A 25,481-nucleotide genomic window follows, 5' to 3' on the forward strand; every position below is an offset into this window, starting at 1 on the left:
GCTCGGACTGCTGTTGCACTCCTCTCTCAGCTGCTCAGCGCGGTTCGCAAGCGGTCCGGATCGGTGGTCGGGGCGTCGCAGGTGAAGTTGCGGCAGACGTACGCGGCGGGCTGCCCCTGCTGGAGGGGCCGGTCCGCGAGGAGCGGGAACTCGTCACTCCCTGGAGTCCCCACGGCCACGACCGCGCCCGGAGCGGGGGCCAGAAGTGCCGTATGGTGCAGGGCCTTTGTGCCCTCGTCCGTGAGGGACGGACCGACGACGGCGACCTCGCGCGGCCCGTCGAGGTTGGCCTCGGCGACGGCCAGACCCCAGCCGATGAACCGGGGCACCCGCGGACCGAGGGCCTTGACGACGCCCAACGCCTTCTCTGCGGCGGCCCGATGGGGCTCCGCACCGGTCTGCGCCGCATAGCTCAGCAGGGCACCGGCGGCCGCGCTCCAGCCGGAGGGGGCGGCGTTGTCGGTGGGGTCCTGGGGGCGGCGGATCAGCTGCTCGGCGTCGGCGGCGGTGTCGTAGAGCGCGCCGGACTCCGCGTCGGTGAAGCGGGCGATGACGTGGTCGAGCAGGAACCCGGCGAACTCCAGCCAGACCCCCTCGCCGGTGACGGACGCGAGCGCGAGGAAGCCCTCGGAGACATCGGCGTAGTCCTCCAGTACGCCCGCGTTGGCACCGACCTTGCCGTCCTTGCTGGTGCGGGCGAGGCGGGCGTGGTCGTCGAGGTGCAGCCGTACGAGCAGGTCACCGGCGCCGAGCGCGGCCTCCACCAGGTCGGGGCGGTCGAAGTAGGCACCTGTCTCGGCGAGGGCGGCTACCGCGAGGCCGTTCCAGGCGGCGACGATCTTGTCGTCCCGGCCGGGCGCTGGGCGCGTACCGCGCCGCCGGAGCAGCCGCTCGCGGATCGAGGCGACCCTCTCGGCGTCGAACAGCCCGTCCTGCTGCGGGAGTTGCAGCACGGACGAGCCCTCCTCGAAGGTGCCCTCCTCGGTGACGCCGAAGTACCGGGCGGCGAGCTCGGCGTCCTCCTCGCCCAGCACCTCGCGCAGCTGCTCCGGCGTCCACACGTAGTACGCGCCCTCGACGTGCCGGCCGGTCCCGTCGTCACTGTCGGCGTCCAGCGCGGAGGCGAACCCGCCCTCGTTCGTGCGCAGTTCCCGCACCATGAAGTCGGCGGTCTCCAGGGCGACGCGGCGGGCCAGCTCGGAGCCGGTGGCGCGCCACAGGTGGGCGTAGACGCGGCACAGCAGGGCGTTGTCGTACAGCATCTTCTCGAAGTGCGGCACGACCCAGTCGCGGTCGACGGAGTAGCGCGCGAACCCGCCCCCGAGCTGGTCGTAGATACCACCCCTGGCCATCCGCTCACAGGTGTCCCGCGCCATCTGCAGGGCGCCCTCGGAGCCGGTCCGCGCATGATGCCGCAGCAGGAACTCGATCACCATGGACGGCGGGAACTTGGGCGCGCCCCCGAACCCGCCGCGCTGCGGGTCGTACTCCCGCGTCAGCCCGAGCAGCGCCTGCGCCAGCTCCTCCTCACCGGGTGCCTCGCCACCGCCGTAGGAGATCTCCCGCTCCGCGAGATCCCGGGTGATCTTCCCGGCGACATCGGCGACCTCGTCCCGCCGGTCGACCCAGGCGCTGCGCACCCCCTCCAGCACCTGCCGGAAGGACGGCATGCCCTGCCGGGGCGCGGGCGGGAAGTACGTGCCGAAGTAGAAGGGCTCGGCGTCCGGGGTGAGGAACACGGTCATGGGCCAGCCGCCCTGGCCGGTGGCCGCCTGGACGGCCTCCATGTAGACGGCGTCCACGTCGGGGCGTTCCTCGCGGTCGACCTTGATGTTGACGAAGTGCGCGTTCATGTAGGCGGCGACTGCCTCGTCCTCGAAGCTTTCCCGAGCCAGGACATGGCACCAATGGCAGCTGGAATATCCGACGCTCAGGTGTACGGGAACTTCTCTCCGTCGCGCCTCCGCGAAGGCCGCTTCCGACCAGGGCCACCAGTCGACGGGGTTGTCGGCGTGCTGGAGGAGGTACGGGGATGTCTCATGGGCCAGTCGGTTCGGCATGTCTCCATCCTGCCTGACCGGAGTGCTCCAGCAGGGGTTGCACTCGCGTGTGATCCCAGTGCGCGGTCCCCTTCACCCCGGGGCGGACGATGCAGCGAGGAACGACGGATGCGGCGACCTCTCGCTTCTCCTCAAGCCCCATGTCCCCGGATCGCCAGCGGTCACGCACGAGCTGTGGCAGCTTCCCGGTCCCTGAGTATTCAGACAGGACCAGCCGTTCAAGGGCCTCGTCAGCCAGTGGCCCGCTGATGCTGCATCGACCGCAGTCTCGGCAGGAGTAGACGTACGGGCTCTTCTTACTCCTTCCCTTCTGAGCGCACAGCGCGCCCCGACACATCTTGCCGTCGGGACGTTGCGCCCCACAGCGCAGAAAGCCAGTGGCCAGGTGGCGAGGAGTTGTCCGTCGCTGCCCAGAACGTCTGGGAGCACCGCTTCCCCTGTGGAGATACAGGCTCCCGGGCGAGAACGTGGCGCACACCTTGCGCCACTGCTCCGGCATGACAATGGGCTCCCACTGCCCGTGCACAGGCTGCCCTGTCTCCGGGATGAACAGCAACTCGCCTCGGTTGGCCCGATAGCCGCAAACTCTTGGCGCAGTGATGATCTGTGTGACCGTCTGTGCGTTGGGCCTGCCACCACGAGTCCCCGAAACCCCGAGATCACACCAGTCGGCCGCGATGGCCCGGACCGCCTTCCCTGCGATGCGGTCGCGGATCGCCTGCTCAACGAGCTTCGCTTCCTCAGGGTGAAGCGTGATCCGGTCTTCCTGCCAGCCGAAGGGCCTCGGCCCGCTGTGCGGTTCGCCTTCGACGGCACGCGCCCAGTGCCAGTCCGACACCCGGCGACTCCTGACCAGTGTCTCCGCTACCGCCACGTCCAGTGATCGCACCGCCTGCAACAGCCCCTCCCGCGAGTACGGATCCCGGGCTCCCTGCGGATCGACGTAGATCCGTCCGGGCCGACTGGTCAATGCGGCGAAGAACCGCGTCAGATCCTCCGCGCGGCGATACAGCCGGTCGTCCGCGACGCAGACGACCCCGTCGATCCGCTGTCCGCTGTCGGTCCTCCCACGTGCCAGGTCCGCGACCAACCGGTCGAATCCAGGCCGGACCACTCCCGTCTTGGACGCGCTGCGACCGTTGTCGCTGTACGAGGCAACCACCGTGCATCCGAATTCACGCGCTGTCCGTTCATTGATCCGCAACTGATAGCGCACCCCGTGGCCATCACGCTGCCGGACGTCCTCCGACGTACGCGCGTAGGAGACAACCGCAATCAATCGGCTCGGCTCAGCCACTCCAACGTTGTTCACACTGCCCCCAGTTCGACAATCAGCCCGACAGCCATACGAACGATCGACCGATGCCATGAGTCACGGAACCGGACCCGATGATCGCTGCCCCCTCGCGCCAACGGCTCCTCCGAAGGACACTCATAGCCAAACCGTTGCCGCCGGAGGGGGACGTGACATGCGGGACAGCCACCGGGTCGATGCCGAGCGGCTGTTGGCCCGGGCCGTGGAGGAGGAAGTGCGGCGCTCGGGCGGGCGGGTCGACGGGCAGGTGCTGCTGTCGCGGGCGCGCGGGGCGCTGGACGCCATGGCGTCGGCGGCGACCGAGGAGTACGAGGCGTATACGCGGGCGCTGGACGAGGCGGAGGCCGGGCGGCTGACGTTCGGGCAGCGGTTCGCGCGGGAGGGCGGCGCCACCCCGCTGATGGTGGCGGGCGTCGCGGCGGTCGCGGCCGCCGTGTCCGACCTGGCGCTAGGCACCGGCGCGGGCACCGCGGTGGGCGCGGGCGTGACCGTCGGCGTCGTGGGCGCGGCGGCGACGGTCGTGAAGGTCGCCGGCACGCATCTGCCCGCCGCGCACCACCGGGCGGGCGCCGTCGGCCAGCCCGGCGGCCCGCAGCAGCTGCGGCTTCAGTGGCTGACGGCGCTGGAGGTACGGGGCATCCGCCCGTTCCTCGACCAGCAGCGGGTGCTGAGCGCGTCCACCGGCCCGAAGCAGACCGGGCCTCGGCTGCGGGGCGCGGACAAGAGCGCGGCGGCTCGCGGACGGAGCGTGCTGGAGCAGTCGTTCGGTCAGCTCCCGGAGCCGATGGGCCCGTTCGCGGGCCGCCGGCAGGAGATGGCCCGGATCCGGCAGTGGGTGCAGGCGGCGCGGGCGAGTACCGAGACGAAGCCGACGGTCGTCGTCCTGCACGGGGCGCCCGGCGGCGGCCGTACGGCACTGGCGATCCGTGCCGCCCATGATCTGAAGGACCAGTTCCGCGGGGCGTGCGTGGTGGATCTGCGCGGCGACACGACGGAGGAGGCGCCGCTGTCGACGAGGGACGCGCTGCTGCATCTGCTGAACCGTCTGGGTGCCCCGCGCGAGCAGCTCCTCTTCCGTGAGCGTTCGTCGGCGGACCAGCAGGTCAAGCGGCTGAGCGAGCTCTACCATCAGCACCTCGCCGGTCTGCCGGTCACGGTCGTGCTGGACGACGCCTCGGACGCGGCGCAGGTCCGCACCCTCGTCCCCGAGCGTTCCGACAGCCTGGTCCTGGTCACCGCCCGCGAGCCCCTCGACCTGCCCGCCGATCTCGCCGCCTGGGTGCATCAGCTGCCGGTCGCGCCGCTGGACGAGGCGGGCGCCGAGGAGCTGCTGAGCGCGGCGGCGGAGGATTCCTCGGCGCCCTACGACGCCGAATCGGCCGACCGGATCCGGCAGTTGTGCGGCGGACTGCCGCTGGCGCTGCGCATCGCGGGCTCGTCGCTGGGCCCGCGTTCACCGCGCGCGCTGGCGACCGACCTCGGCGCGTACGGCCCGGTGGGGCCCGTCGAGCGAGTGCTGTGGCTGCGCTACACCGACCAGTCGGAGGCGGCCCGGCGGCTGCTGCGCAGACTGGCCCTGGCGGGCCGCGCCTCGCTGGGCGCGGCAGCGGCGGCGGCGCTCCTGGCCACGGACGAGGCCGACGCCACGCGGCACCTGGAGGCCCTGTCCCGGTCGGGCATGATCGACCACGTCCGCGGCAACCGCTACCGCCTGCACGACCTGGTCCGTGCCTTCGCCCACGCCCGTCTCCTCGACGAGGAGGAGGCGGTGGAGCGTACGGCGGCGCAGGAGCGGCTGATCGTGAACTACGCCGACCTCGCGGAGTCCGTGCTGCGCCTGGTCGACGGCAACATGTCGACCCGCTCGGACCGCTTCAGCCCGCACGGATTCACCTCGCTGGACGACGCGCTGCGCTGGCTCGACGACGAGTCCAGCTTCATCACGGCGGCGCTGCGGCACACGGAGGACGCCAACCAGGCGGCCGTGCTGAACCTGCTGGGCGCCCTGTGCGACTACTGCCTGCTGCGCGGCGACCTCTACCGCCTCGGCGAGATCAGCGAGCTCGCCCAGGCCGTGGACCAGGGCCTGCTGGTGCGCTCGGTGCAGTGGCGTACGGGCATCGCGGCCCGCCAGCTCGGCGAGCTGGACAAGGCACGTACGACCCTGACCTCGGTGGTCGACCTCTATATGGAGGCCCACCACGACGCGGGCGCGGCCCGCGCGCTCTGCTCCCTCGGCATCACCCTGCACCACCAGGGCAACCTCACCGAGGCGGTGACGAAGCTCCGGGAGGCCCTGGACCTCCAGTCGCCGCCCCAGCTGGCGACGGACCGCGCCTGGACGATGCACGCGCTGGCCGCGGTGGAACGGGACCGTGGCCGCGTGCCGGAGGCGATGGACCTGCTGACCGGGTCCCTGGCCCTGCACCGCGCCGGCGAGTCCGTGCACGGCGAGGCATGGGCCCACTTCCAGCTGGGCCAGCTGAGCCTGCGCATGGGTGACGTGCCGCGCGCGGAGTCCGAGCTGCGCGAGGCCCTCGAACTGTACGGCCGTACCCGCGACGCCCGCGGGGAGGCCTGGGCGATGACCCAGCTGGCCCGCGCCCGCCTGGTCGCCGGCGATCCGTCCACGGCGGTGGACGGACTGCGGCAGGCGGCCGCCCGGCATCGCGACAACGAGGACGCGCGCGGCGAGGCCTGGTCCGTCTACTACCTGGGGCAGGCCCTTGAGGAGACCGGCAACCTGGACGTCGCGGTACGCGAGCTGGAGCGTTCCCGCACGATGTTCTCCCGGATGCAGGACGTCTACGGCCTGGCCTGCGCCCGGCATCACTCGGCCCGCGTGACCCGGGACCAGCGGGCCGCCCAGACCGGCTCCCTGAAGAACTCCGGCTTCGCCCGCCAGCTCCTCGTGGACGCCCGCGCCAACTTCCAGCGCATCGGGGTCGCCCACGGGGAGGCGTGGACCTGCCTGGAGCTCGCCGTGGTCGACGCCGGGAACGCCCGGACCCAGCAGGCACTGGCGCTGTGCGACGACGCCGTGGCGTTGTTCGCGTCCTACGGCGACCGCAGAGGCGAGGACTGGGCCCGCTTCCTGCGCTGCACCCTGCTGCCGTACGCGGCACCGGGCGGCGTAGAGGTCGGAACGGCGGTCGCACAGGAGGAACTGGCACAGCTGGGCCGGAGCGGGCACGCGCTGCGGGACGGGAAGCTGGGCGACTATGTGGCGGCGTACCAGCTGCTCCTGGAACGCGGCGTGGACCTGGACGCGGGCTGGCAGGCCTGGCGGCTCGGCATGGTGCCGAACCGCCATGCACGGGAGGTCATGGGGGTGCCGGTGGCGGCCCGGCCGTGACGGGCATGACCGCAGTCAGGGGCGTCACAGCCATGGCACGGGCCTGATGCTCAGCCGGCCGGCCCTGTGCTCAGCCCTTCCGGGGCGTCGCCGACCCGCCGGACTCGGCCGCCTCGGCGGAGGCGGCCGCCTTCGCGTCCGGAGCCTCCTTGAAGTCGACCCTGCTCATGTGCCGGTTCATCGACTTCATCAGACCCCACACCGCCAGGGCCATCACCGCGAAGACGATGAAGCCGAGGACACCGGGGGTGACCTTGTCCTCGTCCACCTCCTTGGCGATGGTGGCGAGCTGTGTCATTGCCAGGCTTGCGCTTGCGCTCATGTCAGGCATTGTCGCGGATGCCCGCAAAGAGGTCGTCCTCGGGGAGGGAGGTATCGACGAGGGACTTCGCCAGCTCGTACTCCTCCGTCGGCCAGACCTCCTTCTGGAGCTCCAGCGGCACCCGGAACCAGCCGCCGTCGGGGTCGATCTGCGTGGCGTGCGCGATGAGCGCCTTGTCACGGATCTCGTAGAAGTCACCGCACGGAACGTGCGTGGTCAGCGTGCGCTGCTTCATCCCGAACTCGTCCCAGCGCTTGAGCCAGTCCCCGTACGGGGACTCCAGGCCGCGATCGAGCATGGCCTGGTGCAGCGCCTCGGTGCGGGGGCGGTTGAAGCCCTGGTTGTAGTAGAGCTTCCGCGGCTGATAGGCGGGCCCGTACTCCGCCTCCGGGTACTTCTCGGTGTCCGCCGCGCCCTCGAACGCCACCATCGAGATCTTGTGGGTCATGATGTGGTCGGGGTGCGGGTAGCCGCCGTTCTCGTCGTAGGTGGTGATCACCTGGGGACGGAACGAGCGGATCTGCTTCACCAGCTCACCGGCCGCCTTGTCGACGTCCTCCAGGGCGAAGCAGCCTTCGGGGAGCGGGGGCAGCGGGTCGCCCTCGGGCAGTCCGGAGTCGACGAAGCCGAGCCACTCCTGCCTGACCCCGAGGATCTCGCGGGCCTCGTCCATCTCCTTCTTGCGTACCTCGTGGATGTGCTCCTCGATGTACTTGTCGCCCTGGAGCTTCGGATTGAGGATGGAGCCGCGCTCCCCGCCCGTGCAGGTCACGACCAGCACGTCCACCCCCTCGGACACGTACTTCGCCATGGTCGCCGCGCCCTTGCTCGACTCGTCGTCGGGGTGGGCGTGCACGGCCATCAGTCGCAGCTGGTCAGTCAAGACTCAATCCTCGTAAGTCGGCGCCCGGTGTCTTCGGGCGCGAACGGCGGCTTCTATAGTGACCGAATCGGGGGGCGGATAATTCCGGGGTCCGGACGTCAGGCCCCGTTTCGGGACATCCGTCCCGCCCCGGCCGAGAGGACGATCATGAGTACGGCGAGCACGCGGCTGCCCGAGAGCCGCTACGGCCGCTCCTCGGACGAGCGCGCCGACCGCACGCTCAAGGTCGTGGGTGCCGTCCTCGGAGCGGTGCTGCTGGCGGTGATCGGCTACTTCGGCTATCACTACGTCGGCCAGAACAAGATCAGCGCCGAGGTGATCGAGTTCGACGCGGGCAAGGACGCGGTGAAGGTGCATCTGGAGGTCCGCAAGGACTCCGGCGCCTCCGGCTACTGCACGGTGCGCTCGCAGGCCGAGAGCGGCGCCGAGGTGGGCCGCGCCGACTTCCGCTTCGACGGCGACGCCACCCGTATCGACAAGGTCGTCACACTGCGGACGACGTCCCAGGGAACGACGGCCGAACTGCTCGGCTGCCACGCCGTCTGACCGCCACCGCCTGCCGCGCGACCGCGCCACCGGTCATGCCGCCGATCACGCCGACCGAAACCGACCGGCCCTGATCGACACTGACCGGTCGCGTCCGGATTGCAGAGGCGCTGACCTGCGTTGACGTGATTCTGATGGCTTATGTCCTCCCCCTTCGGCCATTGAATTGTTAGGCTCGTGGTTTCGCCCATCCGTGAAGGAACATCCTTCTGGGTAGGGCGATGCTTTGTATTCCCAGTACCTACGAGGAGCACCTGTGACCCAGACCAGCGAGAACGTCACCTGGCTGACCCAGGAGGCGTACAACCAGCTCAAGGCCGAGCTGGAGTACCTGTCTGGTCCTGCGCGCACGGAGATCGCCGCCAAGATCGCGGCCGCGCGCGAGGAGGGCGACCTGCGCGAGAACGGCGGGTACCACGCGGCCAAGGAGGAGCAGGGCAAGCAGGAGCTCCGAGTGCGCCAGCTGACCCAGCTCCTGGAGAACGCCAAGGTCGGCGAGGCGCCGGCGTCGGCGGACGGCGCGGTGGCTCCGGGCATGGTCGTGACGATCGCCTTCGACGGTGACGAGGACGACACCCTGACCTTCCTGCTCGCCTCGCGCGAGTACGCCAGCTCCGACATCGAGACGTACTCCCCGCAGTCCCCGCTGGGCTCCGGCGTGATCGGCCACAAGGTCGGCGAGGACGCCGAGTACGAGCTGCCGAACGGCAAGACGGCCTCGGTGAAGATCCTCAAGGCCGAGCCCTACAACGGCTGACCCCGGCCTCGGGACCTCCAGCACCGGTCTTCCACGAGCCCCCGGCCGCCTCCCGGCGCCGGGGGCCTCGTCATGCGGTCGCCGAGCGGTACTTGCGTACCGCGAGGGTGCGGAACATGGACCAAGCGCCGAACTTGCCGTTCTGGTACGCCTGCAGGAGGGCACCCGACCCGACCGTCGGCCAAGCGAGTCGGTGACGCGAGGGGGGCGGGCGCACTGCGTCCGTGCCCAAGCGCCCGCGGACTCGTTCTGCCGCAGCCTCAGCCGTAGGCCTTGTGGAGCAGTAGGCACACGGTGGGAGCCGTCGCCCCGGTCCCCGTACAGGCCGTCCGGCCCCTTCAGCGCGGTGTTGCCGGGGGTGGGGGTGGGCGAATCGCCAGGGGAGACAGCAGATCGTCATGCGTGGTGGTCGTTGTGGCATGGAGCAGGTGACAGGCGGGGGAGCGACGCTTCGAGCATCCGCACCGTGAAGGCGGCGGACAGTGAAGGAGCGATCTCATGGGCCGATACGATCTCGCCCTCATCGGCTTCGGCGGCGTCAATCGCGCGCTTGCCGAGCTGATATCCCAAAGCGGGGAGCGCCTGGCCGAGGAGCTGGGTTTCGCCCTGCGGGTGGTGGCGATCACCGATCTGCGGGCCGGTTCCCTGGTGGACACCGACGGCATCGATCTGGCGCCGCTGCTGGCCGCCGGGCCCGGGGAGCTGAGCTTCGCGGGCCTTGCCGGAGGCAGCGCTGATCCGCGCAACGAGTGGGTGATCCGCGAGGTCCCGGCGGACATCGTCGTGGAGGCGACGTTCACCAACCCCACCGACGGCGAGCCCGCCCTCTCCCATGTGCGCTGGGCCCTGGAATCGGGCAAGCACGTGTGCACCACCAACAAGGGACCGGTCGCACTCGCCGGCCGGGCGCTGAAGCAGCTGGCCGCCGAGCGTGGTGTCAGCTTCGAGTTCGAGGGCTCGGTACTCAGCGGCACTCCCGTCCTGCGCACCGCCGAGCGCATGTTCGCCGGCCTGGAGATCACCGGCGTCCAGGGCATCATGAACGGCACCTCGAACTACGTCCTGGGCCGCCTCGAAGAGGACATCGAGCTGTCGGCGGCCATCGCCGAAGCCCAGGAGCTCGGGTACGCCGAAGCCGATCCCACCGCGGACATCGAGGGCCACGACGTCCGGCTCAAGGTCATGATCCTGGCCAACGAGGTCCTCGGCGCCGACCTGCGCCGTGAGGACGTCTTCTGCGAGGGCATCTCCGCGATCACCCCCCAAGAGGTGCGGGACGCCGCCTCGAAGGGGCTGCGCTGGAAGCTGGTCGGCTCCGCCACTCGCCACGAGGACGGCAGCGTCGACGCCCGCGTCGCCCCGCTCGCCCTGGCCGCTCAGCACCCGCTCGCCGGGATCTCCGGCCCCCTCAACGCGGTCGCCTTCCACACCGACCTCCTCGGCACCGTCACGGTGTCCGGGCCGGGCGCCGGGCGCATCGAGACCGCCTACGCACTGCTGTCGGACGTCATCGCCATCCACCAGCGCCACGCCGACGATGACACCGCCCCCACGCGCCCCGTCCTGAAGGAGACTCACCGTGTCTGACACCGTCGCGCCCCCCGGCGTCGAACTGGGCACCGGCACGGCGCCCGTGCACAATCCCTACACCGGCGAGGTCATCGCCTCGGTGCCCACCGTCGACGCAAGCGCCGTCGGCGGCATCCTGCAGCAGGCCAGGTGCGGGCGCCGTACCGCGGCCGCGCTGTCCCGCGCCTCCAGGGCCGCGGTCCTGGAACGCGCCGCCCACCTGATCGAGCGGCGCGCCGAATCCTTCGCCCAGCTGATCGTCAGCGAGGCCGGCAAGACCATCACCCAGGCCCGCAAGGAAGTCGCCCGCGCGGTCAACACCCTGTCCCTGTCCGGAGCCGAGGCACGGCGCAACGCCGGCGAGGTCATCCCCTTCGACTCCTACGAGGGCTCGGAGAAACGGCAGGGCTGGTTCACCCGCGAACCGCTGGGCATCATCGCCGCGATCACCCCGTTCAACGACCCCCTCAACCTGGTCGCCCACAAGCTCGGCCCGGCCGTCGCCGGCGGCAACGCGGTCATCCTCAAACCGTCCGCCCTGACGCCGCTGTCCGCGCTGCGGCTGGCCGACACCCTCATCGAGGCCGGCCTGCCCGAGGAGATCGTCACCGTCGTCAACGGCGACGCCGGCATCGCCGCCGCGATCGTGGCCGCCCCCGACGTGCGCATGGTGTCCTTCACCGGCGGATTCGCCACCGGCGAGGCCATCTCCCGCACCGCCGGCCTGAAGAAGCTCGCCATGGACCTGGGCGGCAACGCCCCGGTCATCGTCATGGACGACGCCGACCTGGACGAGGCCGTCGCCTCCTGTGTCTCCGGCGCGTTCTGGGCCGCGGGCCAGAACTGCATCGGCACCCAACGGATCCTCATCGCCGCCGAGGTCTACGAACGCTTCCGCGACGCCTTCGTCACCCGCACCAAGCTGCTGCGCGTCGGCGACCCCCTCGACGAGCACACCGACGTCGGCCCCATGATCACCCAGGAGGCCGCCGCCACCACCCGGGCCAAGGTCGACACCGCGGTGGCCGAGGGCGCGCGGCTGCTGTGCGGCAACGACGCCACCGGCTCCCTGTACACGCCGACCGTCCTGGAAGACGTCCCGGCGACCTGCTCGCTCTGGCGGGAGGAGGTGTTCGCCCCGGTCGTCGTGCTGCAGCCGTTCACGTCCTTCGAGGACGCCATCGAGCAGGCCAACGCCATCGACTACAGCCTCCACGCGGGCATCTTCACCTCCCGCCTGGACCGCGCCCTGAACGCGGCCCGGCAGCTGGAAGCAGGCGGAGTGATGATCAACGACTCCTCCGACTACCGCTTCGACGCCATGCCGTTCGGCGGGTTCAAGTACGGCAGCATGGGCCGCGAGGGCGTGCGCTTCGCCTTCGAGGAGATGACCCAGCCCAAGGTCGTCTGCGTCAACCACATCAGCGAAGCGGTCCAATGACCGCCTTCCGTACACCGCCGCCCGGATCGCGGAACAGGCTCTCGCGCCGGGACGGACATGGTGGACTTGGTGGTCCAGGGGCGGGCTGCTCGACCGGGAAGAGGCGACCGCGCTGCTCACGCCGGTGCCGTCGAACTCCGCCCTCCTCGCGGGCGGTCGACCACCCTGGACAGGGTGAGCGCCGTGACCGTGTCTCGTACGCCGGGCATCTGGGCGATGTCCTCCCAGATGACGCGTACGCGTTCCAGCGAGGCCGCTTCCAGGCGCACCATGATGTCGAAGTCGCCGCTGAGGATCTCGCAGATGACGACCTCGGGGATGCGTTTGAGCGCGGCCAGGACGTCGCCGCCGCGCATGCGGTCCTGGCGGTAGACGAGGACGAGCGCCGAGGCGACATCGCCGGTGTCGCTGCCTGCGCGGACGATGGTGTAGCCGGCGATGTGGCCCTGACGCTCCAGCCGTTCGATGCGCTGGCGCACCGCGTTGCGGGACAGCAGCACCTTGGCGGCCAGCTCGGAGTGCGGGATGCGGGCGTTGCGGGTCAGCTCGGCGATGATCTTCTCGTCGATGGCGTCCACGGTGGACCGTCTCCTTCGCGAATCGGTCTGGGTTGCATGCCCTCACGGCACGCTGGTCGCGGGTGGGCCGCAGACGCTGAGGCCGGTCGCGGCGGCGGCACCTGCCGCCGTGAGACGGGGAGCTGCCGTGCTTCGGGGGGGGTAGGGCGCAGGGTACGTGTGCTGCGCTCGAAGAGGGTCACGAGGGCTCGTTCGAGGTTCTGGATCTGGCGGCTGACTGTGCCATGCGTGACGTGAAGCTCGCGGGCGGCGATGGTCATGCGCGCGTGGCGAACGGTGACTTAGAAGGGGAGCAGGGTGTTGAGCGGGGGAAGGTCCGGCCGGCGCATGCGTGAACTTTATTCACACCAGCTGTGAGAACGAATCGTTTGTCCAGTGACTTTGGCGGCATCAGTATTGGTTGGGTCACCGGGGGGCAACGAAATCGAGAGGCGGGATGGCATCGGGCGCCGAAAGGTGGATCGCCTCGGGTCTCATCGAACTCCCCGGCGGTGGGGGCTGGTGCGGGTGACCGCCTCCCGGGCGCGCGGTGACCTGGAGGCGCTCTGCGTTTCCATCCCGTTTCCCCCGTCAATCCCCGGAATTTCTGTCCAAGACCCTCTTGACCCCCCTCCGAGTCGCTGTCATTGTCTGTGCCAGATTTCAGCATAGCGTTCCACATTGCGGCACGATCCGGAAGATCCCGTCAGAACTGAGCCGGTACTCCGAGACGTGACGGTTGCGAGCCGGGGGTTCCTTAAAGCCCAGGCCCCGCCCAAACAGCCTGGAATCGACAGCTCACGTCGGGGGCCAGCATGCGCCTCGGCGATACGAAAGGAAAGGTCCTGTGTCGACTGCCAGGAAGCGCGTCGCCGTCGTCGGCGTGGGAACGATGGGCAGCCAGGCCGCCTGGCGGCTGGCGGCCCGCGGCGCCGAGGTCGTCGGATACGACCGGTTCGCCCCCGGCCACGACCGCAGCGCCGCCGGCGGTGAGACCCGGGTCTTCCGCAGCGTGCAGACCCACGACGGCCGCTATGTGCCGCTCGTCCGGTACGCCGACGCCCTCTGGAAGCAACTGCAGGCGGAGACCGGGCGGGAGCTCCGCCGCCTGACGGGAGCCCTGGTCATGGGGCCGGCCGACGACCCCGAGATGCGTACCGTCATGGACGGCATCGCCGAGCACGGCCTCGACCACGAGGTGATCGACGCCGACGCGATGGCCAAGCGGTTCCCCCAGTTCCGCGTCGACGACGGTGACCTGGTGATTCTCGACCGCCACGCGGGCTTCATCCGCCCCGAGCTGACAGTCCGGACCGCGGCCCGGCGCGCCGAGGAACTGGGCGCCCGCATCCGCCGCTACACCCCGGTACGGGAGGTCACTCCCGTCGCCGGGGGCGGCGTGGAGATCCGCACCGACACCGGCACGGAGCGCTTCGACGCCGCGGTCGTCACCCCCGGCCCGTGGGTGGGTGACCTGCTGCCCGACCTGCCGTGGGAAGTGAGCGTCTACCGCGCGATCAGCGCCTGGTTCCTGCCCCACGAGGACCACCCGGCAGACGCGGAGCGCCCCGCCTTCATCCGCTGCGGGGACATCCCGTTCTACGGCATCCCGTCCCCGGACGGCCTGGCCGTCAAGCTCGGCCTGCCCCAGGCCCACCACAAGCCCGTGGGCGACCCGAACCGCCTGAACCGGACCGTCGCGCCGGAGGAACTGGAGACCTTCACGGCGGCGGTGCGCCGCCATCTGCCGGGCCTGAACCCCGATCCGGTGCGCCTGTCGGTCTTCATGGAGGGCTACACCGACAGCACCCTGCCGCTGGTCGGACCGCTGCCGGGCTGCGACGACATCGTCCTGCTGGCCGGGTTCTCCGGCCAGGGCTTCAAGATCTCGCCCGCCATGGGCGACATCGCCGCCGACCTCGCCCTTCAGGGCCGCACCTCCCAGCCGATCGACTTCATCACCACAAACGGCCGCACCGCGGCCTGAGCGAATGAGGCAAGACATGACCCTGACCATCGGCTCGCTGCGGGCCGAGCCCGGCCAGAAGACCCGCGGCAGCCTGACCGCCGACCTGGGCACCACGACCGTGGAGGTCCCGCTGGTCCTCGTCAACGGCTCCCGGCCCGGCCCCAGGATGGTGATCACCGGTGGTGTCCACGGCGGTGAGTTCATCGGCGTCGACGCCGCCACCCGCCTGGCCGGGCTGCTGGAGCCGGAAGAGGTCGCCGGCCAGGTGGTGATCTGCCCCGTGGCCAACCCCCCGGCCGTGTACGGGGGCAGACTCAACATCTCCCCGCTGGACGGTGTGAACATCAACCGGGTCTTCCCCGGCGACAAGGACGGTGGCCCCACCGAGCGGATGGCGGCCTGGCTGTTCGAGCACCTGATCGACGGCGCCGACGCCTACGTGGACCTGCACAGCGGCGGCATCGACCAGCATCTGCTCGACTTCGCCGCCTACCGGCTGACCTCCGACACCGAACTGGACGCGAAGAACAGGGCGATGGCCCACGCGGTCGGTTACGAGCGGATCATCGTCCGTCCCCTCCCCGACGGCGGGAACAGCCATGCCGCTGCCAACCGGCTGGGTGTGCCCGCGATTCTCGTGGAGACGGGGCAGCTCGGCGACCGCGAGTCCGCCACCGTGCGCAGGCTGCTCGACGCCCTGTACCGGATCCTGCACCACCTCGGTGTCATCGAGGCGTCGGAGCACGTCAAGCCGGCGCCCGCGCAGCCACGCGAGTGGATCTGGACGGGTGACGTCGTCTCCGAGATCACCGGTCTGTGGTACCCGGACGCGGTCACCGGTGACGAGGTGACCGAGGGACAGACCATCGGCCTCATCATCGACCCGGTCGACGGCGCCGAGCACAAGGTCACCGCCACCGCCACCGGAAAGATCCTCTACGGCATGAACGGGCTCTCCGTCCGCCCCGGCACGGAGCTCGCCGCCATCGTCACCCCGCACGACTGACGGGCCGCATGCCCGCCCACTGATTTCCACCCCCTACTCCCTGCTGGGCATCCCCACCAGCATCGGGCTGAACGACCGTCCTCCGTTCTGCCTCCGGCGCCGCCGATTGCAGCATGACCGATCGACCACGAGTCGAGCGCATGCCCCGATCGCCGCACTCGGATTGCGCCACCCACAGTGTGCCCGTGCCGAGGACCGCATCCGCGCCACCCCGGCCACCCCGTCGCCGACCGCGACGCGTCGCCGGCCTCCGTACATCGGGAACGGGCCACGCCCACGCCACGGCCTGGTAGCCGCGGCCGCTCAGCGGCCCGGCCCCTGCCCGCTACCCACGCGCGAAGCCGCACCCCTCGTGGCCCTTGAGCCGCACGGCGGGCAGCGGCGCCCGCGCAGCGACCAGCGGATCCAGGTAGGCCTCCAAGGCGGCCTGGCCGGCCGAGGTGCTGGGGATCGTCCGGCCAGTCTCCGCCCGCCGCTGGGTCTCGGCGAAGCCTGCGATGATGTCTCGGCGAGGTCGTCGGCCATGCGCAGGGCCCAGACCAGCAGCGGCCCCATGGTCTCTTCCGCGATCGGCTCGCTGGCGTTCTCCCCACCGCTGGCGGAGGACGCGGCCGGCGGGTAGTCGTCGGCACCGAGTTCATCCCACGGCGGTCGGGCGATACCGACGAGGCGGGCGGAGAGCTGGTCGAACGCCCACAGGCGGGTGAGGGTGCCGCGCCGAGTAAGACGCCTTTTGAGGCGGCAGTCGCGGAGGATCTTCCAGGTCTTCATGCGGGCGAAGACGTGCTCGACACGGGCGCGGACCTGCTTGTGGGACTTGTTGTGTTTCTCTTTCCAGGCTGGCAGTTGGGCCTGGCCGCGCTCGCGGCGGTGCGGGATGACGAGTCCAGTGCCCGGGTAGCCGCCGTCGGCAATCGTGACCGTGTTGCCGACGGCGTCCTTGGCGCCGGACTCCTCCCATGCCTTGCAGTCGTTGCGGTTCCCGGCGAGTGGCCGGCCAACCACGACGACCAGGCGGGTGTCGGCATCAATGACGACCTGATGGTTGGTGGAGTACCGGTAGTTCTTCGACCGCTCGGCGATCGTGTGGTCGCGGGTGGGCACCAGGGTGCCGTCCACGATGAGCACGGTGTCCTTGCCGAACCGCTTGCGGGGCTGGAGTGCGAGCAGGGGTCCGAGGCGGTTGATGACTCGGCTGGCCGTCGGCTTCGAGACGCCGAACAGCGGAGCGAGTTGCCGTAACGTCAGATTGGTGCGCCAGTAGGTCGTGACGAGCAACACCCGGTCCTCCAGCGGCAGTCGACGAGGACCGTCGGTTAGCTTGCTTTCCTGTCTGGTCCCGGGCGACGAGGAAGGCCCGGACCGATGTGGTCCGGGCCTTGCTGTCTGACGGTGAGCGCTCCAACTTCACCGGTGTACTTGTAATCGGGGAATCTGGCGCGGATGTGACGCCGGCAGCCGCGCTTTCTACCAGCGCATGTCGAGGGCGTCGAGATCCGCGCGCCGTTCTGCTGGCAGCTTCGCGGCACGGCGGCGGATGTTGTCCAGGAACGATCCGAGCTTGATCCCCTCACCGTCGACGATCTCGATGTGCTTGCGCGCGGGCCGCAAGTGCCCTTCCCGGGCGTGGAACTGGCGGGCGGCCGCGAGGTTGGCCGCCCACCGGTCGCTCTGCGAACGCCGCGCCGGCACCACCACGCCCCTGCTCTCGGGATCCACGCCGATCGTCTCCAGGAGGTACTGCTGTGACGGCGTCAGCTTGTCCCACGCGGCCACCTGCCCGGCGATCCACACTCCGAGGTCCTCGCCCTGGACGACGACGTCGCCCGGCCTGGCCGGGAGCGCGCCGCCAGCCTGCACGTGTGCGAGCGTCAGCCGGTACGCGCGTTGCCAGCCGATCTCCCACTCGGGTGCCCACCCCGGACCAATCTCGGAAAGCGCCTCCATACGGGCCTCGGACAGCTCCCCGGCATACGAGATGTCGGTCTCGCCGTTCGCGCGGCGTGCGGCTTTCTCACGGGCCTTCCTGGCAGCAGCCCGCATGTTCATCATCCAGGTCCCCAGGGGGAAGCCGTCCCAGGCCACCGCGGCGCCTGGGAGGCAGTGGCCGTGGACGGTTGCGTAGTCGCGGGCGACGGCGAGGCCGGCGTCCCACGCGGAGGCGTGCACGGACCAGACCATGCCGAGGTTCTCCAGCGCGGTGCCCCGCTTGGCGTCCAGCGTCCCGGCCGCGTAATAGCGGCGTTGATCTGCGACCCAGACCCCCAGCGGATGTCCCGCACTGCTGTCCCAGTCCTCCGGACACACGAAGGTGTACGGCACGCGCAGCTCGCTGCTGCGGGTCTCGCGCAACCACCGTGTGGTTGCCTCGATGCCACGGCGCCAGTAGGCGCCTTCGGGGTCGATGACCCGCAGCCGGACGAACTGGGTGAGGACGGCCGGGCGCGTTCCTCGCTGAACCGCAGTACTCCCGCTGCCGCGGCCCCGACCGTCGGAACGAGGTCCTGCTCCTGGCCGTCCTCACCGTCAGTGTCCTCCGGCACGTCTTCGCCACCGTCGACGTCGTTCTCGGACCGCCAACTGCCGCTGCGCAGACGGGGATGGCAAGCGCCTCGACACCGATCAGGCCATGGGGGACGAGACGCTGGAGTTCGAGGCGGGCCGGGTGATGGCGGAGGAGATCGCGGGACCGCTGGGAATTACCGGTACAGGACGATCGAGTTGATCGGGGTCAGGTTCAGGTACTCCCCGTAGCCCGGACCCAGTACTTTGCTGCAGTCGCCGGTGCCGTTGTAACCGGTGCACAGCTTCACGTACGCGTCCTCGAACGGGCCGTTCTGGTTGTTCAGGACCCAGTGCTGGTTGACCTGGTTCGACAGGTTGTAGGTGCCGTAGCGGAAGTACTTGTTGGTGATGTCTCCGGCGCCGATGTTGCTGTAGCGGCCCTCGGCGTAGATGCAGACGTTGCCGTCCGGGCAGCCGGCCCAGTCCGCCTGAGCGGCGGCGGAGGCGCCGGTCGCGCCCGTGAGCACGGTGGTGCCGGTCGCAGCGGCGACGGCGGCCACGGCCAGCAGGTTGCGGAGCTTGTTCCTCATGGTGGTTCCCTTCCTGGCTCTGTTTGGCATGTCTCATGCCTACCAGGGGGCGTTGCCGGGCGGGTACCTGACAAATGTCAGGGTGGAAACGTGGGAGTTGTCCGGAGCGAAGGACGCCGTCGGCACCGCCACCGTGATCGCCGACGGCGGCTACCGCGGCACCGGCCTGACCATCCCGCACCGCCGCGAACCTGGCCAGACCGAACTCCCGCCCTGGAAAGAGGAACACAGCGCGTCTCACCGCAAGGTCCGTGCCCGCGTCGAGCACGCCTTCGCCCGGATGAAGACCTGGAAGATCCTCCGCGACTGCCGTCTCAGAGGGCGATGGCGTCCACCACGCGATGCTCGGCGTCGCCCGCCTGCACGACCTCGCCCTCGCCGGGTGACGAAGGGGCAGGCAGGTCAACGAACCCGTCGTAGATCATTTATGGGACAGCGCTTAGCCGACCTTGACAAACAGGATCCGGAAGCCGTCAACCGGTCGCCCGGCGGTACTTCCGCACCGCGAGCGTGCGGAAGATCAGGATGATCACGACCGACCAGATCAACGAGGCCCACACGGGGTGTTGCATGGGCCAGGCATCGGGAGTCTGGAAGCCCGGAGGAAGGTTGCCGAACAGCTCCCGGCATGCCTGCACCGTGGCGCTGAACGGGTTCCACTCCGCGATGTGCCGCAGGAAGGTGGGCATCTGGTTCGCGTCCACGAAGGCGTTCGAGATGAACGTCAGCGGAAACAGCCAGATCAGGCCGCCCGAGGTCGCTGCTTCAGGGGTGCGCACGGACAAACCGATGAGGGCACCGATCCACGAGAACGCGTAACCGAGAAGCAGGAGCAGCCCGAAGCCAGCGAGTACCTTGCCGATGTTCTCGTGCGTGCGCCAGCCGACGATCACGGCCACGACCGCCAGGACGACAAGGGTGAGCGCCGTCTGCACCAGGTCGGCGAAGGTGCGCCCGGTCAGCACCGCACCACGAGCCATCGGCAGCGAGCGGAAGCGGTCGATCAGGCCCTTGTGCATATCGTCGGCGATGCCCGCCCCCGCACCCGCTGTAGCGAACGTGACAGTTTGGGCGAAGATGCCGGCCATCAAGAACTCGCGGTAGGCCTGGGTGGAGCTGGATGAGCCAACCTGGATTGAGCCGCCGAACACGTAGGTGAACAGCACCACGAACATAATTGGCTGGATCAGCCCAAAAATGAGCATCTCGGGAATCCGGCCCATACGAATCAAGTTCCTACGGGCGATCACCGCGGAATCGTTGATGGCGCTCACTTCACCTGCTCCTTCAAAGCGTGGCTCAGCCAGTCTCGGATGCGCAGCGAGACGGATCCTGGCCGATACGAGCGAACAAGATCTGGAATCCGGGACATCCGGATCAGATTGCGCTTCGCGACGACCATCGAGTCCCGGACGGACTGGCTGAACGGGTTCGTGGCCGGTGCGACCCGCACGGCGTCGGTGACGGCGCTCACTTCGCGGCCTCCTTCTTGTCGCTCGCCTCGTTTCCGACCTCCGCGAGATGGCCCGTCAGGGACAGGAACACGTCGTCGAGGGTCGGGCGGCGCAGGCCGATGTCGTCGATCTCGATGCCGCGGGTGTCGAGCTCGCGGATGACCTCGGCGAGGAGCTTGGCGCCTCCGGTCACCGGCACGGTGAGCTTGCGCATGTGCTCCTCGACCGTGGTGTCCCCCTTGCCGAAGCCGCGCAGCACCTCGGAGGCGGGCTGGATGTCGTCGCGCTCGTGCACCACGACCTCGACGCGCTCGCCGCCGGTGCGGGCCTTGAGCTGGTCGGAGGTGCCCTTGGCGATGACATGGCCGTGGTCGACGACCGCGATGTCGTGTGCGAGGTGGTCGGCCTCTTCGAGGTACTGGGTGGTCAGCAGCAGGGTCGTGCCGCCGGAGACCAACTGCTTGATGACCTCCCAGAGCATCTGACGGTTGCGGGGGTCGAGGCCGGTCGTCGGTTCGTCCATGAACATCACGGGCGGGGAGACGACCAGAGCGGCCGCCAGGTCCAGGCGGCGGCGCATGCCGCCGGAGTAGGTCTTCGTGGGGCGGTCGGCGGCGTCGGCGAGGTCGAACTGGGCCAGCAGTTCGTCCGCGCGGGCCTTCGCCGCCTTCGCCTTCATCTGGTAGAGCTGGCCGACCATCTGCAGGTTCTCGCGGCCGGTGAGGTACTCGTCGACCGCCGCGAACTGGCCGGACAGGCCGATGGAGCGGCGGACCGCGTCGGGATGCTTGAGGACGTCCATACCCGCGACGACCGCCGAGCCGCTGTCGGGGCGCAGCAGGGTCGTCAGGCAGCGGACGGCCGTCGTCTTGCCCGCGCCGTTCGGCCCGAGCAGGCCGAGGACCGTGCCCTCGGGGACATCGAGGTCGACGCCGTCCAGAGCCCTTACGTCACCGAAGGTCTTCACCAGGCCTTCGGCATAGATGGCGCCTGGCATATGAATCTCCACGTCGTCGGGGAAACTTCGGAAAGCCTAGGTTTGCACTTTTCGTTCCGCCGGGTGGCGGAATCACGAGACACACCATAACGCGATGTATCGCGTCTCACAACGGACTTGCCCGAATGAGTGACAAGGGGCCTTCGACCTGCGCTTTCGCACGCTGACACCTCAGCGCACCCGCACCTCAGCCGATGACGGTGTAGCCCGCCTCGCGCAGGGCCTGGCCGACCTCGACGCAGTGCGTACGGCCCTTCGTCTCCAGGTGCAGCTCCACCTCCGCCTCCGTGAGCCCGAGCCGTGGGTCGGTCCGTACATGGCTCACATCGAGGACGTTAGCGTCCACCACTGACAACACCCCGAGCAGCGTGGCGAGCGCGCCCGGCCGGTCCGTCAGCCGCAGCCGTACGGCCAGGTAGCGGCCCTGCGCGGCCATACCGTGCCGCAGGACGCGCTGGAGCAGCACCGGGTCGACGTTGCCGCCGGAGAGCAGCGCGACGACCGGGCCCTCGAAGGCCCCGGGGTCGCTGAGCAGCGCGGCGACGGGGCTGGCCCCGGCCGGTTCGACGACCAGCTTGGCCCGCTCCAGGCACAGCAGCAGGGCGGTGGCGATCTCGTCCTCGGTGACGGTCCGGACCTCGTCGACCAGGTCGCGGACGAGTCGGAACGGCACGTCACCGGGCCGGCCGACCTTGATGCCGTCGGCCATCGTCGCCGGGTTGCCGACGGCGACCGGGTGTCCGGCCGCCAGCGAGGGCGGGTACGCCGCCGCGCCCGCCGCCTGCACGCCCACGATCCGTACGTCGGGACGCAGCGTCTTCACCGCCGCCGCGACACCCGCCACGAGCCCGCCCCCGCCCACGCCGACGACGATCGTGCGCACCTCGGGGCACTGTTCGAGGATCTCAAGGCCGACCGTGCCCTGGCCCGCGATGATGTCGGGGTGGTCGAAGGGGTGGATGAAGACCGCGCCCGTCTCGGCGGCGTACTCCTGCGCCGCGGCGAGCGTCTCGTCGACCACCTGACCGTGCAGACGCACCTCGGCGCCGTAGTCCCGGGTGGCGCTGATCTTCGGCAGCGGGGCGCCCTTCGGCATGAACACGGTCGAGCGGACGCCGAGCAGTGCCGACGCGAGCGCGACGCCCTGCGCGTGGTTGCCGGCGCTGGCGGCCACGACCCCCGCGGCCCGCTCCTCCGGCAGCAGCCCGGCGATCCGCACATACGCGCCGCGCAGCTTGAACGAGCCTGTCCGCTGGAGGTTCTCGCACTTGAAGTGCACCGGCGCGCCCACCAGCTGGGACAGGTGCCTGCTGCCCTCCATCGCCGTCACCCGTGCCACGCCCGTCAGCATCTTCTGGGCGCCCCGTACGTCGTCGAGCGTGACGGGAGGCAAGGAGTCAGCCGTGCTGTAGCTCATGACACAAGTCTCGCAGTTCACAGGCGCGAGGCCCTGTTGTGACCAAGCACCGAGATGGGTTTGCGCAGCGCCGGTACACCCCGGGTCCGGGCCGCGTACCCTGTCCCCCAACCCAGCACCCCCTTCATGAAGTGAGCCCCCGGCCATGCCCACAACACCCGACATGTCGATGGACATGACGACCGTCGCCGACAGCGGTCTCCTCGACACGCTGCAACACGAGGTGGCGGTCTTCGCCCGCCGTGCCGAACAGACCCGGCTCGGTGGCGTCGGTCAGGTGCGCAACTCCATGGACCGCGCCGCATACCTGCTGCTCAACCGTCTCGACAAAGAGGGCCCCATGGGGGTCAAGGCGCTGGCGGCGAGCATGGGGATCGACTCGTCGACGGTCACCCGGCAGGTGGCTCCCCTCGTCGACACGGGCCTCGTCAAGCGCACCTCGCACCCCGAGGACGGCCGGGCTGTGGTGCTGCAGCTCTCCCCGCGCGGGCAGTCGCGGCTGGAGGAAGTGCGCTCGTCGCGACGTCAGTTGATGGCCGAGCTGACGCACGACTGGGCGCCGGAGGAGCGCGAGGCGTTCTGCTCGCTCCTGACCCGCTTCAACACGGCGCTCTCCACACGGATGGCGGCGCAGGGAATCTCCGGCGCGGAGACGCCCCCGGCGTCCTGAGGGTGATCCGGTCCCGGCTCTTGACCCGGGCCCGCGGCTGGCCTCATATGAAACCGGGTCCTCCTCATGCGGGGCCCGGTTCCTCAGGGTCGGTCAGGCGGGAGGGGCGGTGGGACGACGACGTGTGGTCCAGGACGCCCGCCGGGACCGCGAGTTCGAGGCGTTCGTCGCGGGTGCGGCCGGACGGCTGATGCATGCCGCCACGCTGCTCACCGCTGAGCCGCCCGATCGCAACCCACGCGCGCGACGCCTGCTGACGCTGTCCCTGGCGCACACGTACGCGTGCTGGGACGGACTGCGCGGCGAGGACCCGTACGACCGCACCCGCGGCCACCTGGCCACCCGCTTCGCCCGTTCCACGTGGCGTCGGCACCACCCGCACCCCGACAGCCCACTGGCCCGGCTCTCCCCGCAGGAACGTCTGATCCTGGTCCTACGGCTGTACGAGGGGGTCGCCGAGGAACAGGCGGCGGCTCTGCTCGGCCTGCCCCGGGAACGCGTCCAGACGATCTGCGACCGGGCGACGGCGCACCTGCTGCATCCGCAGGACACCCCGCCGGCGGTGCCGGTCGCGAAGGCGGTGTCCTCGTGAGCCGCGCCCGACGTGAAGCGGCCGCGCGCCGGATCATGGAGCGCTCGCCGACCCCGGTCCCGCCCGATCTGTACCCGGAGGTCCTGCGACGCGGCGGCCGCATGCTGCGCCGCAGAAGGGCCACCGCACTGCTGATGTGGCTGCTCCTGCTCGCGGCCGCGGTGGCGTTCACCGTCTGGGCAGTGACGGCCCGCCCGTGGGTGGAGCCGCCGTCGGAGACGACCCCACCGCTGACGGGCTGGTGAGCCGGGGGGCTATCCCAGCGCCTGCTGAAGGTCCTCGATGAGGTCCTCGACGTTCTCGATGCCCACGGAGAGCCGGACGAGGTCGGCGGGAACCTCCAGGGCGGAGCCGGCCACGGAGGCATGGGTCATGCGCCCCGGGTGCTCGATGAGCGACTCGACACCCCCCAGGGACTCACCGAGCGTGAACACCTTGGCGCGGTTGCAGACCTCGACGGCCGCCTCCTCGCCGCCCTCGACCCGGAAGGAGACCATGCCACCGAACGCCTTCATCTGCTTGGCGGCGACCTCGTGACCGGGGTGGTCGGGCAGGCCCGGGTAGAGCACACGCGTCACGCGCGCGTGCCGGGTGAGCATGTCGGCGATCTTCGTGGCGTTCTCGCTGTGCCGGTCCATGCGCACCGACAGCGTCTTGGTCCCGCGCAGCACCAGCCAGGAGTCGAAGGGCCCGGCCACGGCACCCATGGCGTTCTGGTGGAAGGCCAGCTCGTCACCCAGGTCCGTGTCGCCGACGATCAGCGCGCCGCCCACGACGTCCGAGTGGCCGCCCATGTACTTGGTCAGCGAGTGCACGACGACGTCCGCGCCCAACGACAGGGGCTGCTGGAGATACGGCGTGGCGAAGGTGTTGTCGACGACGAGCTTCGCACCGGCGTCCCGGGCGATCTGTGCGACGGCGGCGATGTCGGTGATCCCCAGCAGCGGGTTGGAGGGGGTCTCGACCCACACCACCTTGGTCTTCGGGGTGATGGCTGCCCGCACGGCGGCCGGATCGCTGGTGTCGGCGACCGACCACTCCACCCCCCACCGTGCGACGACCTTGGCGAACAGCCGGAACGTGCCGCCGTAGGCGTCATTGGGGATGACCACGTGGTCGCCGGGGCTGAGCAGCGTACGCAACAGGCAGTCCTCGGCCGCCAGTCCGGACGCGAACGCAAGTCCGCGGCGACCGCCCTCCAGGGCGGCGAGGTTCTCTTCCAGGGCGGTCCTGGTGGGGTTGGCGCTGCGGCTGTACTCGTAACCGCCGCGTAGCCCCCCGACGCCGTCCTGCTTGTAGGTCGAGACCTGGTAGATCGGCGGGACGACCGCGCCGGTGAGGGGGTCGGCGGTGTTGCCCGCGTGGATCGCCAGGGTCTCGAAGTGCTGACTGATGTGCCTGTCACTCATGGGCACCGAGCGTAGTCCGCGAACGACAGGGATGCGCCCACAGCAAGGCCGGCAGCCCGCACCGGGC

The 25,481-nt window shown here is 70.1% G+C and carries 22 protein-coding genes and 3 pseudogenes; 11 read left to right on the forward strand and 14 right to left on the reverse strand.

From position 1 onward, the window contains the following. Nucleotides 1–26 precede the first annotated feature (26 nt). The gene (locus tag ACZ4UU_RS19360) at nucleotides 27–2,060 is read right to left on the reverse strand and encodes a thioredoxin domain-containing protein (protein ID WP_468041259.1); all 2,034 of its coding nucleotides are present in this window, start codon (nucleotides 2,058–2,060) and stop codon (nucleotides 27–29) included. Further along, nucleotides 2,038–3,357 carry a recombinase family protein gene (locus tag ACZ4UU_RS19365; protein ID WP_468041260.1) on the reverse strand — a complete coding sequence of 440 codons (1,320 nt, stop codon included), beginning with the start codon at nucleotides 3,355–3,357 and terminating at the stop codon, nucleotides 2,038–2,040. Before ACZ4UU_RS19365 ends, ACZ4UU_RS19360 begins: the two co-directional genes overlap by 23 nt. A 172-nt stretch (nucleotides 3,358–3,529) precedes the next feature. On the opposite strand from ACZ4UU_RS19365, the gene ACZ4UU_RS19370 reads away from it, so the two are divergent. Beyond that, the gene (locus ACZ4UU_RS19370) at nucleotides 3,530–6,730 is read left to right on the forward strand and encodes a tetratricopeptide repeat protein (protein WP_468041262.1); all 3,201 of its coding nucleotides are present in this window, start codon (nucleotides 3,530–3,532) and stop codon (nucleotides 6,728–6,730) included. 70 nt (nucleotides 6,731–6,800) lie between these two features. Here ACZ4UU_RS19370 and ACZ4UU_RS19375 read toward each other — a convergent pair whose 3' ends face one another. Then, nucleotides 6,801–7,061 (reverse strand): hypothetical protein, encoded by a 261-nt coding sequence (locus ACZ4UU_RS19375; RefSeq protein WP_468041264.1) that lies wholly within the window; start codon nucleotides 7,059–7,061, stop codon nucleotides 6,801–6,803. Beyond that, nucleotides 7,054–7,914 (reverse strand): mycothiol conjugate amidase Mca, encoded by an 861-nt coding sequence (gene mca, locus ACZ4UU_RS19380; protein WP_471905073.1) that lies wholly within the window; start codon nucleotides 7,912–7,914, stop codon nucleotides 7,054–7,056. Before mca ends, ACZ4UU_RS19375 begins: the two co-directional genes overlap by 8 nt. A gap of 168 nt (nucleotides 7,915–8,082) precedes the next feature. Here mca and ACZ4UU_RS19385 point away from each other — a divergent pair, with 168 nt between their 5' ends. The 4 genes from ACZ4UU_RS19385 to ACZ4UU_RS19400 all read left to right on the forward strand — a co-directional run bounded on the left by ACZ4UU_RS19385 (nucleotide 8,083) and on the right by ACZ4UU_RS19400 (nucleotide 12,248). Next, complete coding sequence (locus ACZ4UU_RS19385; RefSeq protein WP_468041266.1) at nucleotides 8,083–8,481, forward strand: DUF4307 domain-containing protein; 399 nt, start codon at nucleotides 8,083–8,085, stop codon at nucleotides 8,479–8,481. A gap of 256 nt (nucleotides 8,482–8,737) precedes the next feature. Continuing rightward, a complete protein-coding gene (greA, locus tag ACZ4UU_RS19390; protein ID WP_234764774.1) occupies nucleotides 8,738–9,238 on the forward strand; it encodes a transcription elongation factor GreA in 501 nt (166 codons plus the stop codon). Nucleotides 9,239–9,736: 498 nt separating this feature from the next. Beyond that, on the forward strand, nucleotides 9,737–10,825 hold the full coding sequence (locus tag ACZ4UU_RS19395) for a homoserine dehydrogenase (protein WP_468041268.1): 1,089 nt from the start codon (nucleotides 9,737–9,739) through the stop codon (nucleotides 10,823–10,825). Continuing rightward, nucleotides 10,818–12,248 (forward strand): aldehyde dehydrogenase family protein, encoded by a 1,431-nt coding sequence (locus ACZ4UU_RS19400; protein WP_468041270.1) that lies wholly within the window; start codon nucleotides 10,818–10,820, stop codon nucleotides 12,246–12,248. The genes ACZ4UU_RS19395 and ACZ4UU_RS19400 overlap by 8 nt, the downstream gene beginning before the upstream one ends. Before the next feature lie 116 nt (nucleotides 12,249–12,364). On the opposite strand, the gene ACZ4UU_RS19405 is transcribed toward ACZ4UU_RS19400, so the two are convergent. Both ACZ4UU_RS19405 and ACZ4UU_RS19410 read right to left on the reverse strand, forming a co-directional pair. Beyond that, nucleotides 12,365–12,826: an Lrp/AsnC family transcriptional regulator gene (locus ACZ4UU_RS19405; RefSeq protein WP_468041271.1), complete on the reverse strand. Its 462-nt coding sequence runs from the start codon at nucleotides 12,824–12,826 to the stop codon at nucleotides 12,365–12,367. Beyond that, nucleotides 12,790–13,089: pseudogene (locus ACZ4UU_RS19410) on the reverse strand (helix-turn-helix domain-containing protein); the annotation flags it as partial. The pseudogene ACZ4UU_RS19410 and the gene ACZ4UU_RS19405, both read right to left, overlap by 37 nt. A 563-nt stretch (nucleotides 13,090–13,652) precedes the next feature. Here ACZ4UU_RS19410 and solA point away from each other — a divergent pair. After that, nucleotides 13,653–14,792 (forward strand): N-methyl-L-tryptophan oxidase, encoded by a 1,140-nt coding sequence (solA, locus tag ACZ4UU_RS19415; RefSeq protein WP_468041273.1) that lies wholly within the window; start codon nucleotides 13,653–13,655, stop codon nucleotides 14,790–14,792. 16 nt (nucleotides 14,793–14,808) lie between these two features. Continuing rightward, a complete protein-coding gene (locus tag ACZ4UU_RS19420; RefSeq protein ID WP_468041274.1) occupies nucleotides 14,809–15,780 on the forward strand; it encodes a succinylglutamate desuccinylase/aspartoacylase family protein in 972 nt (323 codons plus the stop codon). Between the two features lie 303 nt (nucleotides 15,781–16,083). Here the strand turns inward: ACZ4UU_RS19420 and ACZ4UU_RS19425 are convergent. The 3 genes and pseudogenes from ACZ4UU_RS19425 to ACZ4UU_RS19435 all read right to left on the reverse strand — a co-directional run. Next, nucleotides 16,084–17,088, reverse strand: a pseudogene (locus ACZ4UU_RS19425) (transposase); the annotation flags it as partial. A 159-nt stretch (nucleotides 17,089–17,247) separates the two neighbouring features. Beyond that, the gene (locus ACZ4UU_RS19430) at nucleotides 17,248–18,195 is read right to left on the reverse strand and encodes a helicase associated domain-containing protein (protein ID WP_471905074.1); all 948 of its coding nucleotides are present in this window, start codon (nucleotides 18,193–18,195) and stop codon (nucleotides 17,248–17,250) included. 284 nt (nucleotides 18,196–18,479) lie between these two features. Then, entirely contained in the window at nucleotides 18,480–18,875 is a 396-nt protein-coding gene (locus ACZ4UU_RS19435) for a hypothetical protein (protein ID WP_355822719.1), read from the reverse strand. 85 nt (nucleotides 18,876–18,960) lie between these two features. Here ACZ4UU_RS19435 and ACZ4UU_RS19440 point away from each other — a divergent pair. Then, nucleotides 18,961–19,261: pseudogene (locus tag ACZ4UU_RS19440) on the forward strand (transposase); the annotation flags it as partial. Nucleotides 19,262–19,348: 87 nt separating this feature from the next. Here the strand turns inward: ACZ4UU_RS19440 and ACZ4UU_RS19445 are convergent. From ACZ4UU_RS19445 to ilvA, 4 genes are all read right to left on the reverse strand, one after another. Continuing rightward, complete coding sequence (locus ACZ4UU_RS19445) at nucleotides 19,349–20,149, reverse strand: ABC transporter permease (RefSeq protein ID WP_468041276.1); 801 nt, start codon at nucleotides 20,147–20,149, stop codon at nucleotides 19,349–19,351. Then, nucleotides 20,146–20,349 carry an integral membrane transport protein gene (locus ACZ4UU_RS19450; RefSeq protein ID WP_468041277.1) on the reverse strand — a complete coding sequence of 68 codons (204 nt, stop codon included), beginning with the start codon at nucleotides 20,347–20,349 and terminating at the stop codon, nucleotides 20,146–20,148. The genes ACZ4UU_RS19445 and ACZ4UU_RS19450 overlap by 4 nt, the downstream gene beginning before the upstream one ends. Beyond that, the gene (locus ACZ4UU_RS19455) at nucleotides 20,346–21,326 is read right to left on the reverse strand and encodes an ATP-binding cassette domain-containing protein (RefSeq protein WP_468041278.1); all 981 of its coding nucleotides are present in this window, start codon (nucleotides 21,324–21,326) and stop codon (nucleotides 20,346–20,348) included. The genes ACZ4UU_RS19450 and ACZ4UU_RS19455 overlap by 4 nt, the downstream gene beginning before the upstream one ends. 187 nt (nucleotides 21,327–21,513) lie before the next feature. Continuing rightward, nucleotides 21,514–22,743: a threonine ammonia-lyase gene (gene ilvA / locus ACZ4UU_RS19460; protein ID WP_468041280.1), complete on the reverse strand. Its 1,230-nt coding sequence runs from the start codon at nucleotides 22,741–22,743 to the stop codon at nucleotides 21,514–21,516. A gap of 163 nt (nucleotides 22,744–22,906) precedes the next feature. Between ilvA and ACZ4UU_RS19465 the strand changes: the two genes are divergently transcribed. From ACZ4UU_RS19465 to ACZ4UU_RS19475, 3 genes are all read left to right on the forward strand, one after another. Further along, a complete protein-coding gene (locus ACZ4UU_RS19465) occupies nucleotides 22,907–23,413 on the forward strand; it encodes a MarR family winged helix-turn-helix transcriptional regulator (RefSeq protein WP_471905075.1) in 507 nt (168 codons plus the stop codon). Between the two features lie 109 nt (nucleotides 23,414–23,522). After that, complete coding sequence (locus tag ACZ4UU_RS19470) at nucleotides 23,523–24,005, forward strand: sigma factor-like helix-turn-helix DNA-binding protein (RefSeq protein ID WP_468041281.1); 483 nt, start codon at nucleotides 23,523–23,525, stop codon at nucleotides 24,003–24,005. Continuing rightward, nucleotides 24,002–24,250 (forward strand): hypothetical protein, encoded by a 249-nt coding sequence (locus tag ACZ4UU_RS19475; RefSeq protein WP_468041282.1) that lies wholly within the window; start codon nucleotides 24,002–24,004, stop codon nucleotides 24,248–24,250. Before ACZ4UU_RS19470 ends, ACZ4UU_RS19475 begins: the two co-directional genes overlap by 4 nt. A gap of 9 nt (nucleotides 24,251–24,259) precedes the next feature. On the opposite strand, the gene ACZ4UU_RS19480 is transcribed toward ACZ4UU_RS19475, so the two are convergent. Then, the gene (locus ACZ4UU_RS19480; protein WP_468041284.1) at nucleotides 24,260–25,414 is read right to left on the reverse strand and encodes a cystathionine gamma-synthase; all 1,155 of its coding nucleotides are present in this window, start codon (nucleotides 25,412–25,414) and stop codon (nucleotides 24,260–24,262) included. Nucleotides 25,415–25,481 lie beyond the last annotated feature (67 nt).

Source organism: Streptomyces sp. NPDC028907, assembly GCF_055564995.1.